The organism is Clostridium isatidis (assembly GCF_002285495.1).
GTDB lineage: Bacteria > Bacillota > Clostridia > Clostridiales > Clostridiaceae > Clostridium > Clostridium isatidis.
In genome coordinates this window covers 1000628-1013229 of sequence record NZ_CP016786.1, presented here as the reverse complement: position 1 = coordinate 1013229, position 12602 = coordinate 1000628, and the positions used below count along the sequence as shown (strand labels likewise).

Annotated in this window: 11 protein-coding genes; 2 read left to right on the top strand and 9 right to left on the bottom strand. The window is 26.2% G+C overall.

The window, feature by feature from the left end; translation table 11 throughout:
* Positions 1-29: 29 nt before the first annotated feature.
* Entirely contained in the window at positions 30-1916 is a 1887-nt protein-coding gene (locus tag BEN51_RS04810) for an endonuclease MutS2 (protein ID WP_119864944.1), read from the bottom strand.
* Between the two features lie 463 nt (positions 1917-2379).
* Here BEN51_RS04810 and catA point away from each other — a divergent pair, with 463 nt between their 5' ends.
* Positions 2380-3027 carry a type A chloramphenicol O-acetyltransferase gene (catA, locus tag BEN51_RS04805; protein ID WP_119864943.1) on the top strand — a complete coding sequence of 216 codons (648 nt, stop codon included), beginning with the start codon at positions 2380-2382 and terminating at the stop codon, positions 3025-3027.
* An 82-nt stretch (positions 3028-3109) separates the two neighbouring features.
* Here the strand turns inward: catA and BEN51_RS04800 are convergent, their stop codons facing one another.
* From BEN51_RS04800 to BEN51_RS04785, 4 genes are all read right to left on the bottom strand, one after another.
* Positions 3110-3610 (bottom strand): hypothetical protein, encoded by a 501-nt coding sequence (locus tag BEN51_RS04800; protein ID WP_119864942.1) that lies wholly within the window; start codon positions 3608-3610, stop codon positions 3110-3112.
* A 20-nt stretch (positions 3611-3630) separates the two neighbouring features.
* A complete protein-coding gene (locus BEN51_RS04795; RefSeq protein WP_119864941.1) occupies positions 3631-4854 on the bottom strand; it encodes a hypothetical protein in 1224 nt (407 codons plus the stop codon).
* 75 nt (positions 4855-4929) lie between these two features.
* Positions 4930-6348, bottom strand: a complete 1419-nt coding sequence (locus BEN51_RS04790) for a sensor histidine kinase (RefSeq protein ID WP_164704086.1) — start codon at positions 6346-6348, stop codon at positions 4930-4932.
* Complete coding sequence (locus BEN51_RS04785; RefSeq protein WP_119864939.1) at positions 6332-7030, bottom strand: response regulator transcription factor; 699 nt, start codon at positions 7028-7030, stop codon at positions 6332-6334. The genes BEN51_RS04790 and BEN51_RS04785 overlap by 17 nt, the downstream gene beginning before the upstream one ends.
* Positions 7031-7326: 296 nt before the next feature.
* Between BEN51_RS04785 and BEN51_RS04780 the strand changes: the two genes are divergently transcribed.
* A complete protein-coding gene (locus BEN51_RS04780) occupies positions 7327-8244 on the top strand; it encodes a DUF2935 domain-containing protein (protein ID WP_119864938.1) in 918 nt (305 codons plus the stop codon).
* A 40-nt stretch (positions 8245-8284) separates the two neighbouring features.
* Here BEN51_RS04780 and BEN51_RS04775 read toward each other — a convergent pair whose 3' ends face one another.
* The 4 genes from BEN51_RS04775 to BEN51_RS04765 all read right to left on the bottom strand — a co-directional run bounded on the left by BEN51_RS04775 (position 8285) and on the right by BEN51_RS04765 (position 12311).
* The gene (locus tag BEN51_RS04775; RefSeq protein ID WP_119864937.1) at positions 8285-8878 is read right to left on the bottom strand and encodes a sugar O-acetyltransferase; all 594 of its coding nucleotides are present in this window, start codon (positions 8876-8878) and stop codon (positions 8285-8287) included.
* Positions 8879-9046: 168 nt separating this feature from the next.
* Positions 9047-9214 (bottom strand): hypothetical protein, encoded by a 168-nt coding sequence (locus BEN51_RS13790; RefSeq protein ID WP_164704085.1) that lies wholly within the window; start codon positions 9212-9214, stop codon positions 9047-9049.
* A gap of 224 nt (positions 9215-9438) precedes the next feature.
* Positions 9439-10332, bottom strand: a complete 894-nt coding sequence (locus BEN51_RS04770; RefSeq protein WP_119864936.1) for a DUF1002 domain-containing protein — start codon at positions 10330-10332, stop codon at positions 9439-9441.
* Positions 10333-10586: 254 nt separating this feature from the next.
* Positions 10587-12311 (bottom strand): ribonuclease J, encoded by a 1725-nt coding sequence (locus tag BEN51_RS04765; RefSeq protein ID WP_119864935.1) that lies wholly within the window; start codon positions 12309-12311, stop codon positions 10587-10589.
* Positions 12312-12602 lie beyond the last annotated feature (291 nt).

The window sequence follows — 12602 nt, the reverse complement described above, 5'->3', positions numbered from 1 at the left end:
ATAAAAAGAAGACCTAAAGCCTTCTTTTCTTATTTAATAAGCTCTTTTTTTATTTTCCTAAGAGCTTTTTTTGAACCTCTTTGAATATCTTTTTCTAGTTTTCTTTCCTTGTAACTTATAAATAACTCATCTAAGTTATATCCTTCTGGATATAAGTCTTCTGCTTTTAAGTCAAGTTCAACTCTTTTTATATTTACAGTTAGATATTCTCCCTTATATAAAACAATTAAATTATTATATTCATTAATTCCATTATAAACTAAAGCAAAGTCATTTTTGTCTAGTAATTTTACTTTATCTCCTTTCTTAAATTCATATATAGGTATTTTTCCTTCATTAATCTTTTCCTTAATCTTCTTACTTTCTTTTATTAATGAGTAGTTGTATTCTTTATTAGACATATATTTTTTTGCTTTATCTAGAATTGATTCAGGAATGCCCATTTTCCTTGATATATATAAGGCGTTGCTTTTTCCACTCTTTCCTATGGATAGCTTATAAAGTGGAGCTAAGCTATCTTTTTCAAATTCCATAGCAGCATTTTCAAAATCAGGATGTTTCATAGAAAATTCTTTTATTTCTCCATAATGAGTTGTGGCTACTGTTATACATCCTTTTAAATATAGTTCTTCTAGAATTGCTATAGCTAAAGCAGCTCCTTCACCAGGTTCTGTACCACTTCCTATTTCGTCAAAAAGAAGAAGGGTTGATTTATTTGAGTTTTTAATTATTCTTGCTAAATTACTTACATGAGATGAAAAGGTACTTAGAGCATTTTCAATACTTTGGTTATCTCCTATATCTACAAATATATTTTCGAATAGAGATATTTCTGTTCCTTCTTTAGCAGGTATATGAAAACCTGATTGTACTGCTAAAGTTAATAATCCCACATTTTTTAATACGACAGTTTTTCCACCAGCATTTGGGCCTGTTATTATTAAAGTTCTATAATTTTTTCCTATTTCAAAATTTAGAGGTACTGCATAAGTTATTAAAGGATATTTACCTTCTACTATCTTTGTATAACCATGAATATTTATTTTAGGTTCAATTCCATTTATTTCATTACTGTATTTTGCTTTGGCCCAAATCATATCATACTGTGCAATAACATCTATATTTATTTTTATCTCTTTTAATCTTTGATATATCATATCTGTAAGAGTTGATAAAATTCTATATTCTTCTACTGCTTCTTCAGCTTTTAATATAGCAAGTTCTGCTGTATACTTACTTACAGATGCTGGTTCAATAAAGACAGTTTTTCTATTAGCTGAAGTTTCAATTATTACTCCGCTTACATTGTTTTTATAAGAAGCTTTTATTGGAATAGTATATTTACCATTTCTTTGACTTATAAAATTATCCTGGATATACTCTTTATTAGCAGAATTTTTTAAAAATTTTTCTAACTTTTCTTTAATTTTGCCTTCACATATTTCTATATGCCTTCTTATTCTTTTAAGTTCTTTGCTAGCATTAGTATCTACACAATTGCCTCTTATAGATATATTTATTTCTTCTTCAAGACAATATAGTTCAGTTATATTCTTTCCATATTCACAAAGGGTTTCAGCATAAGCTTCCTTATCTTTTAAAAAAATTTTAACTTTTCGGCTTCCTCTTAAAAAGTTTGAAATACTATAAAGCTCTTCAGGTTCTAATATAAGACCTTTTTCAATTTTATCTATTAAAGGAATCACATTAAAAATTCCTTCTAAAGGTAAATGATAGGAGGCATTTAATAAGTTTCTCCCTTCTGTTGTTTCTTTTAATCTTTGTTTAACTACTTTTAAGTTAAATATAGGTTCTATTTTATCTATTAGATTTTTTCCAAGACCACTTACACAATAACTTTTTATTAATTCTTTTAATTTATAATAATCTAAATTTTCTAATGTCAACTTATCCATTTTCATTTCCTTTCTTGTAACTAGTACAAGCCCTATGATAGATTTCATATAATAAAAAAAGCTGTAAAGATACATCTTCACAGCTAAAAACATCACAAATAAAGGGAATAATTCCCTAGACGTATTTCTGGACTTGTATCTAAATAATTAATTTATTCCATAACAAATAAAAGGTTTTACCCTTATATTTTTCAGATTAAATTAAATTTTTTTATTTAGATACTAAACACTCACAAAAATACCTCTCTTTATTGAAATCTATCATTATAAATATAATATATGATAATTAACTAATATTGTCAAATACTTTTAATTGCTATAGGCTTTTAATAATTTGACTTAAGTTATAAGTAAATGTTAGAATATTGTCTAGTAAAATAGATTGAGGGGAGATAATCACCGTGAAAAAATCAGACAAGATAGCCTCTTAGAATAATATAAAATATTTTAGGAGGCGTTAAATATGAAATTTAATATTATTAACCGTGATAACTGGTATCGTAAAGAATACTTTGAGCATTATTTAAAACAGAAAACTACATTTAGTATAACTAATGAAATTAATATTACTGTACTTATTAAAAATTTAAAGAAAAAGAACTATAAGCTATATCCTGCTTTTATATTTATGGTTACAAAAATAGTTAATTCTCATAGAGAATTTAGAACTTGTTTTGATGTAGAAGGTAATTTGGGATATTGGTCAGAAATGTTGCCCTTTTATACAATTTTTGATAAGAAAACAGCTACTTTTTCTGGAATTTGGTCACAAGTTTCAGTTGAATTTTCTAAGTTTCATTCTCAATATGAAAGAGATGTTGAAAAATACAATGGTACTGGTACATTATTTCCAAAGAAACCTGTACCAGAAAATAATTTTCCAATATCAATGATTCCTTGGAGTTCCTTTACATCATTTAATTTAAATATTAATAATGATGGGGATTTTCTCTTACCAATTATAACTGCAGGTAGATATACACAAATAGAAGAGGAATTATTATTACCTGTTTCTTTACAAGTACATCACGCTGTTTGTGACGGTTATCATGCAAGTATTTTTATGAATGAATTACAAAGACTTGCTAATGAAAGTGAGAATTGGATTTAGTTATTAATATAAAGATATACAAAGAGCTGCTGTATGCAGCTCTTTTTTATTCCTCTGTAAGTACTTTTTTATTTTTTTAATTTTATAAATGATTTTTAAATACATCAAAAATACTACTTTTTTTATCTAGTAAATACACTTCATCAATAAGATTATCTTTAAGTATCTTAAAGGACATATAATCAGTCATATCTATTGAATCATTATTTGATTTTAACTTATAAGTAACTTCATATTCGTAATGAGTATAGCTATCATATTTATTTTCTTTTACTTGAGTAATCTCCATATCAGTTATATCGGTAATATTATTTTTACTAATAACTGTACTATAGATAGATGGAATTCTATTTGCTAATAAAAGATTCAGAGCATTATCTGTTAGATAGTTATCAAAAGCTGATTTTAAATGAACTAAGAGAATTTCAACATCATCATTGAAATTAATGTTTTCGTAAGTCTCGGTAGATATTAATTTATTAATAAAATCAGCTACATTTTCTTTTTCTTTAGAGGAGTTACATCCAAATAATAAAATGGATGACATTACTATAAACAATAGGACTTTTATAATTTTTTTCATTTAGCTTTTCCCCTTTATGCTTAATTATTTATTTTATATATATCATAGAATACATTTTCATCATCATAGGAGCGTAAATAAAATTCTTCCCCATTACTTGCCCATTCAACTAAAATTTCAGTTTTTATTCCTTCTTCTTGTTTTATGCTGGCTAAATTAGTTAAATTTGATATTTGAAATTCTTCATTAATATTTGCAATTCTAAAATTATATGTGTTTGTATTATATTCATAGTCTCGAATTATAATTTTACTTTTATCTTTATTAATATAAAAAGATAAATCTTTATTTGCACCTAAATCTATTATTTTAACTAATTTTTTGTTTTTTATATCATAATTCCATATAGCATCAGAATTTAAATCTCCAACTAATCCAGAAAATAAAATTTTATTATCTGAAATAAAGAATTTATTATCATCGGAAAATAATCCCCTTAGGCCTAAAATTTCTATTTCTCCTCCCTTTGGAAATAAATCATACAATTTATTGTCTTCAATATAACCTATAGTAAAATTTGCTTTTTCTAGGTTTCCTATCATTATATAAATTTTATTATCCTCAACTCCTAATATTTTAAAAGAGTTATCTTTAAATATTTCAAAATCATTTTTATATAATTCATAATACTCATCTTTTTCTATATCCACTATGGCAAGTTTTAAATTATCCTCTTCTCCAATATAATGCAAATTTATATCTCTATTTCCATGAGGTTCAAAGCGATTTAAATATTCTGGATTCTCTTTAATTAGAGTTTCATAAGCTTTTAATTCTATAAGGTCACCTTTTTCACCAAAGTTATATATTTTATTATCTTTAAAGATCAGAAATCTATTTCCATACATATATGGCACTAGCATCTGTCCTTTAATATTTTTATCTTCCCAGCTAATAATATTTAAATTGTTTTCATCTTTCTCATTAGTTATTGTTCCTATCCTTAAAGTTTCTAAATAATGTTTTGGAAATTGACTAAATGGGTCAGTTTTTCTATCTATGGAGTATTCATAATATTGAACTATTCCATTAATGAAAGTTCCAGAATATAATTCACTGGTATCTATTTTAATCTTTGCAACTTGAGAGACACTAATTTCTGCTTCACTATCAATAGTTTTTCTTGTATCTTCATCTATAATTACACTATCAATGTAGTCATCTTCTTTTGATGCCTTATTAGAGCATCCAATAGTCATAATAGAAGTAATTGTTAGAACCCATAATAAAAATTTTTTCTTCATTCTCACCCCTCCATCCTATACTTATATTTTAGCAATTAGTTATTTTTAAATTGATACTAGGATGTTTCCAAGTTGTTAACCTTTAGGTAATTTAACTATAAACTCACTTTCATCTTTATTTAAATTAAGTTCTATTAATCCACCATGGGCAGCTATAATATTTTTACATATATATAATCCAAGGCCATTTGAATTTTTAGAAGAAAAGCCCTTGTTTTCAACTCTTACGAAGGCCTCAAATATTTTATCTTTTAAGTCTACTGGGATTACCTTTCCTTTTGATAATATTGAAAATTGGATAAATTCATTTATTTCTTCAAGTTTAATTTTTATAGTTGTTTCTTTACTTGAATACTTAATTGCATTATCTATTAAATTACTAAATAATATTTTTATATACTGTTTATTTCCTATAAGGATATGGTCTTTAGAAGAAAAGTTAATTTTTAAATTTTTCCCCTTTAAGTCAAGTGTTCTTATATCAAGTAATTCATTTATTATATTTTTTAAATTAATTTTCTCATAATTATATTCTTCTAAGTCGCTGCTTTGCTTTGAGATATTTAGCAGAGAAAAAACCATATCATGCATTCTATTACTTTCAGATATTATCCTATTTAATGCCTTCTTTCTAAATTCTATATCATCAAAATTTTCATCTTCTAAAATTTGTGCATAGCCTGAAATATTAGTAAGGGGTGTTTTTAGTTCATGAGTTACATTTCTAAAAAAACTTTTTTCCTGCTCATCTTTCTTTTTTAACTTTTCACTCATTATGTTAAAACTATTTACAAGGACACCTATTTCATCTCTTGATTTAACTTCTATTTTGTTTGGATACTTTCCCTTTGATATTTCTGAAAGCTTATCTTTTAAAATAATAATTGGTTTTACAATATTGGAGGATAAATAGTATACGGAAGTAAGAATTAATATAAACATTATAGAAACAATGGTATTTACTAAGTTTTTTGTATTATTATTTCTAATAAATTCACTGCTATAATCTTTTATTAAGACAATTATTCCAATAGGTTCACTTTCTTTACCATAAATAGAATAACTAAGCCTGCCTAAAACTTCTTCTCCTTCTTCTTCAATATCAACTACTGTTTTGTTGTCCTTAACTAAATCAAAGGAATTTGGTATTTTATATAGTTTATTAAGGTCTATCTGTTTTTCATTTTTTATTCCTATTGCAATAACTTCCTTATCTAAGTTATATATAACTCCTTCACAGCCAATTCTATCGACTATAAAGTTAATAAGTTTATTGTTTAAATCTTTAACTGTAAGACTATCTTTCTTTATATTATTTAAAAGAATATAGTCTTCTAAATTTTTAATAGACGAGGAATAAATTATTTTTACATCTTCTGTAATTATATTTTTAAAATTTTTTTCAAAGAGTTTGTCTATAAATATATTGAAAGATAGCAAGGATATAATAAAAATGATTAATAAAACTAATCCAAACTTACCTCTTATTGTCATAAGCATTATCCTTTATTACATAACCTACACCAAAAATAGTTTCTATATTTATATTGTTTTTAAATTTACTTCGAAGTCTTGTAATATGAACATCAACTGTTCTGCTGTCACCATAGTAATCATAGCCCCAAAGTAGATCTAGGAGTTGTTCCCTTGAATACACTTTATTTTTGTTTTTGGCTAAAAATAGTAATAAGTCAAATTCCTTTGGTTTTAACTTTACTTCAGTATCTTCTATATAAGAGGTCCTTGCACTTTCATTAATTTTAATCTTTCCTAATATAATTTCTCCATCTTTTTTTATTAGCATATCTTTTATTTCTTCCCTTCTTCTGAGGGCAACTCTAATTCTGGTAATTACCTCTCTTATATCAAAGGGTTTTGTTATATAATCATCTGCTCCTAGCTCTAAGCCTAAAATCTTATCTAATATATCAATCCTTGCAGTAAGCATTATTATTGGAATTTTATACTTAGTAATATTTCTGCAAACATTAAATCCATCTGTATCATTTAACATAATATCTAACAAAATTAAATCAGGTTTAAAGTTGTTTATTTCATATTCTGTTTCTAATCCATTTGGATTAATTTTAACCTTATACCCTTCTTTTAATAGTGAATATTTTAATATTTCACTTATATCTTCATCATCCTCAATTATTAATATTTTTTCTCTCATTTTTCCCACCTTTTATCATTGTCTATGTATTTAGCATAATTCACAGTTGTTGCTATTTTATTAAAAGATATTTCTAAAATGTAAACATATTAATTTATATCCTTATTATACTTAAATTTTATTATTCTGGAAATTAGTAGTTATTTAAAAAATTAAAATTATTTTTTATGAACATAAGTTTACATATTGCATATCTTGTAGTGAGAGTATTATTTTACTTTTATATATCTTTTATTGCAAAGATTAGTAAAAGTATACTCTTTTTAACTATTTATTAGTACACGAGGGGGATAAAAATGTTATCAACAAAAGAATTTATAAGACAATCTCTTGAATTAAATCTATTCTTTATCAGAATAATGAAGGAACATGCTTTTTTCTTAGAAGCAGGCTTTACACCAAAGAATACCAATCTTGCTGAAAAGGGTGATGACTTTAGAGTAGAATTTACAAATTTATTAAAGAAAACAATTGCCCTTTCTGATGGTGTAATTAGCCAAAATGTAAAAAAATCAGGAGAACTAGTAACAAAGTTTACTGCAGATGCTGAAAAAGCAACAACATTTTTTACTACAATTCCTTTAAATCCTGAGGTTACTAAAGCAGAAGCTAATATTATACCTGGCGATAAAAGAGATATCCCAGAGAAACTTGAACCTTTAGTTAAGGAATTAAATAATAAAGTTTTGGCAACTGTAAAAAAATTTATTAGTTATAAATCAAAGATTTTAGATGGTGTCTTAAATTGCAGCATATTTACTTTTAACTATCCGCTTCTTATAGAGCATATAAGAAGAGAAGCAATATTTTTCTACAAATTATTATCTAGAATACAAAATAGAGAAAAAATTGATATAGCACGTGAAGCAGTTGAACAACAAAGATTCTGGAATAGAATTATGGCTGAACACGCAAAATTTATTAGAGGTTTACTGGATCCAACAGAAGAGGAATTAATTAAAACAGCTAATAATTTTGGAAAGGAATTTGATAAATTAACAGCTGAAGCAATAAAATTGAATGATAGTATTTCTAAGCTTACTGAAAAAGACTTAGAAGCTACTAAAGATATTAGAAACTTTAAAGCAGAAGGAACAGCTGGTTTATTAAATTGTGATATTAGATCAATAATTGTACCTTTATTAGGTGATCATGTATTGAGAGAGGCAAATCACTATCTTAGATTATTAAAAATCTTTGATAGAGCATTCTAGTTTTTAGGGCATGATTTTACTTATCATGCCCTTTCAAATATTATTTGTCTTCTTTCCAATATTTTTTCTTATCTTCGTCAGTAATTTTTCTTATTACTTTACAAGGATTTCCTAGAGCTATTACTCCTGAAGGTATGTTCTTTGTTACTATACTGCCAGCTCCAATTACTACATCATTCCCAATAGTTACGCCAGGCAATACAATAACTCCCGCACCAAACCAAACATTATTTCCTACGGTTATTGGATAAGCAAATTCGAGCCCTTTATTCCTTTGCTCTGAATCAATTGGATGCCCTGCAGTTGAAAAGCAACAATTTGGGCCAATAAATACATTATCACCAAAAATCACTTTAGCGCAATCCAATATAATTAAGTTATGATTAGAATAAAAGTTATTTCCTATTTCAATGTTGTAACCATAATCGCAGTAAAAAGGAGCAGTTATATAAAATTCCTCTTTTATTTTACCTAAAAGTTTTGAAATAATTGATTTTTGATTTACTATATCAGAAGGTTTTAAATTATTATAATCATAGCAAAGATCTTTAGCCTTTTCTCTTTCTTTAATTAATTCTTTATCGTAATTAGCGTTATATAAGTAACCCTTCAGCATTTTTTCTTTTTCTGTCATAAAAATGTTTCCTTTCTTTATGTATTTATATATTCGAGACTTGTGTTATTTTATTATATCACACCTTGTTTAAACAAGAAATTTTGTTAGTAAATAAAAATAACTAAAAGGACGTAAATAATAGTTACGCCCTTCAGTAATTTTATTCATGTAATTTAATTAACCTAATTAATTATCTTCATTAGAATATTCCCAATTCCAAAACTTATCCATTTCTTTTTTTTTGTCAGTTAAACCTTTACAATCAAGGTCAGATTCATTATATTCTATTCTTTCTTTATCATTGCTTTCGTAATCCTTTGTTAGTTTTTTCTCAATTTTGTTGTCATTAACCATATATATCTCCCCTTTGCATATTTTTAGGAACCTGAGTTCAATTACATTGAACTCTTTATTTTATTATACTACAATATCTTTCCCTATAAAACTTCTATTATTTATGAACTTATTAAAAGGTTAAATAAAAAAATATGCTTTAAAAGCATATTTTTCTTTTAACAATTAAACTTAAACATTTCATAATAATAAATATAAAAAAATAAATTTAATTTATGTGATCCTTATTTATTAAATAGATCCTTCAAAAAATTAAATATACTAGAGAAAAAATTACTTAAAGTTGAAAGAATATTTTGCAAAAAACCACTATCTTGAATTTCTTTACCTGATTTTTTCAGTACTTCTGCAATTTGATTGCTTATATTGGTTAGTGTATCCTTAACTTTGTCGTAATCTATATCTAGGTCATTAATTTTACTCATAAGTGCTTTTATTTGTTCTTTTTGTTCTTCTGATAATTCAATTGTATAGTCTTTTGTAACATCATTAATTATTTCTGAAATCTCTTCGCTGTTTTTTGGAGCTTCTTTTATAATTTTGGTTTTAATATCATTGATTACTTTTGCAGCTTCATCATAGCCTATTTCCTCTCCAAGATCTGAAGTTGCTTCTATTTCTTCTTGAGCCGTTTTCTTATTTTCTAATGATAATTCTTCACCTTTAGCTCCTTCAAATCCTTTTAAAATTCCTGATAAAGCAGATGTTCCTGTAACAGGGAAAGGCGAGCTGGCAATAATTTCTGCATTTGTTACTCCTGATGTAACTAATGCATTTGAAAGCATAAGTGATGTTACTTCAGTTAAATTTTTAGCTTTAACTTGTATTCCTCCTCTATCAGTAAGTTTAACATAAGAAGAAGAATAACATCCTCCTTGATAATTTGAAGGATCATTAGGATCTAATCCTAATTGTTCAATAATATCCTCGTTTGTTATTCTATCTATTGTAACTTGATCTTCAGAAACCCCAAATTCCTTTAGCATTTCCTGTTCCTGAGCATCGGTTAAATCAATACCAAAAGTTACTCTCTCTTTATTTTGGGCTTGGACATTAATATTAAATATAGATAAACTAAGGACACATGCTGCAGTAAATTTTAAAAAGTTCTTTTCCATAATATCCCCCTTATAATTTAATCAGTTTTTTATAAATTAATTACTTTACTTATATTATTAAAAATATCATAAAAAAAGAAGACTTTTAAGATATATTTAAGAATTTTTAAGATTAATTTTAATATCTCAACCAGAGTATTGTGACATTGCCTAATGAAAATTGAATTTGTTTACTACAAGAGTACTAGGTAGTTCTTCAGAGCTTAAAAAGAGATTAGCTAAAAGGCCTGTTTTAAACAGACCTTATTTATAAGCTATATTTCAGTAATAACTGGTAAAATCATTGGCTTTCTTTTTATCTTTTTATAAATAAAGTTTGTAACTTCTTTTCTTACATTATTTTTTATTTCAGCCCATTGAGTTATATTATTATTAAGGCATTTTTCTACCTCTTTTGCAGTAATTGCTTTTATTTCAGTTATTAAGCCTTCGGATTCTCTAACGTAAACAAATCCTCTTGTAACGATATCCGGTCCAGAGATTATCATTTTATTTACTGCATCTATTGCTATTACAATAGTCACAAGACCGTCTTGAGATAAATTCTTTCTATCCCTAAGGACAATATTTCCAACGTCTCCAACACCAATTCCATCAATTAAAACTCTTCCAGAAGGTACTTTTCCTGATATATGACCTTCATTTTTAGATAATTCTAAAACATCTCCTATTTCTAAGAAAAATATATTATTTTTTTCTATGCCCATGTTTTCTGCAATTCTACTGTGAGCTATCAAATGCATGTGTTCACCATGAACAGGCATAAAAAACTTAGGTTTTAATAAGGCGTGTATTAATTCAAGTTCTTGTTGACAAGCATGCCCTGAAACATGTATTTCTTCCATTTCTCCATAGATAACCTTTGCACCTTTTTCTACTAAATCGTCTATTACGCTAGAAACAGCCTTTTTATTACCTGGAATAGGACTAGAAGAAATAATAACAGTATCACCCTTTTCTAATTGAATATTTCTATGTGTGCCTGAGGCTATCCTTGTTAGAGCTGCCATTGGTTCTCCTTGACTACCAGTTGTTATAATAGTAATTTCTTCACTTGGATAATCATTAATATCTTTTAAATCAATAATCATTTCTTCTGGAACTTTTAAATATCCTAAGTCAATGGCTATCTCTGATATACTTTCCATGCTTTTTCCACTAAAAGCGATCTTTCTGCCAGTTTTTATAGAAGCATTTACAATTTGCTGAATTCTATGAGTACTAGTGGCAAAGGTTGCAACAATCACTCTTCCATTTCCTTCAGCTTTTGCAAATAAATTATTTAATGATTCTCCTACCATTTTTTCTGACATTGTATAACCAGGATGAGTTGCATTTGTACTATCAGCTAATAGAAGTAAAACTCCTTTATTGCCTAATTGAGCATATCTAGCTAAATCTATAACTTGTCCATCAATTGCTGTATAATCAATTTTAAAATCACCAGTATGAACAATTATTCCAACAGGTGTATGTAGGGCTATTGATACAGCATCTGCTACACTATGATTTGTTCTGATAAATTCAATTTTAAAATTACCTTTTTCTAAAATATCTCCAGGTCTAACTAAATTTAGCTTACAATCATTTATTATTCCATGTTCATTTAATTTACTTTCTATTAAGGCTAAAGTCAATTTTGTTCCATATATCGGTGCATTTATTTTTTTAAGTATATAAGGAAGGCCACCTATATGATCTTCATGGCCATGAGTTATAAAAAAGCCCTTTATTTTATCTTTGTTCTTAACTAAATAGCTTACATCAGGAATAACTATATCTATCCCTAACAAACTTTCATCTGGAAAGGATGCACCACAGTCTATAATTATTATTTCATCTTCATACTCAAAGACTGTTAAATTCTTTCCTATTTCACCTATTCCTCCTAAAGGTATAACTTTTAATTTACTTTTACTCTTTCCTTTAATTTTTTTCTTCTTTTTGATTTGTTTTTTTAAATTATCTGTATTCTCCATGTAAACTCCTTCTATAGCTAAGGAAAACTTAGCTGAATATGATATTTTATATTTTACTTTTGTTTATATTATTCCGAAAACAATATTTCTTAATTTAAAAATATATTTAAATTTATTTTTGCCTTAAAAATGCATAACATTAATATGATTTTTAGGGTTTGAAAATAATTTTTTAGTAAAAAAACTTGAATAAATATATATTTACATAAAAATGGCATATATTCATTCATCTTTTTTTACTATATAACATATTATAGTTGTTTTCCAAAATTTTATCTAGGAATATTTTTA

Bases quoted from the DNA above. Each gene is read 5' to 3' on its own strand.
- BEN51_RS04810 (WP_119864944.1), bottom strand. From the start codon at position 1,916: ATGGATAAGTTGACATTAGAAAATTTAGATTATTATAAATTAAAAGAA.
- catA (WP_119864943.1), top strand. From the start codon at position 2,380: ATGAAATTTAATATTATTAACCGTGATAACTGGTATCGTAAAGAATAC.
- BEN51_RS04800 (WP_119864942.1), bottom strand. From the start codon at position 3,610: ATGAAAAAAATTATAAAAGTCCTATTGTTTATAGTAATGTCATCCATT.
- BEN51_RS04795 (WP_119864941.1), bottom strand. From the start codon at position 4,854: ATGAAGAAAAAATTTTTATTATGGGTTCTAACAATTACTTCTATTATG.
- BEN51_RS04790 (WP_164704086.1), bottom strand. From the start codon at position 6,348: ATGACAATAAGAGGTAAGTTTGGATTAGTTTTATTAATCATTTTTATT.
- BEN51_RS04785 (WP_119864939.1), bottom strand. From the start codon at position 7,030: ATGAGAGAAAAAATATTAATAATTGAGGATGATGAAGATATAAGTGAA.
- BEN51_RS04780 (WP_119864938.1), top strand. From the start codon at position 7,327: ATGTTATCAACAAAAGAATTTATAAGACAATCTCTTGAATTAAATCTA.
- BEN51_RS04775 (WP_119864937.1), bottom strand. From the start codon at position 8,878: ATGACAGAAAAAGAAAAAATGCTGAAGGGTTACTTATATAACGCTAAT.
- BEN51_RS13790 (WP_164704085.1), bottom strand. From the start codon at position 9,214: ATGGTTAATGACAACAAAATTGAGAAAAAACTAACAAAGGATTACGAA.
- BEN51_RS04770 (WP_119864936.1), bottom strand. From the start codon at position 10,332: ATGGAAAAGAACTTTTTAAAATTTACTGCAGCATGTGTCCTTAGTTTA.
- BEN51_RS04765 (WP_119864935.1), bottom strand. From the start codon at position 12,311: ATGGAGAATACAGATAATTTAAAAAAACAAATCAAAAAGAAGAAAAAA.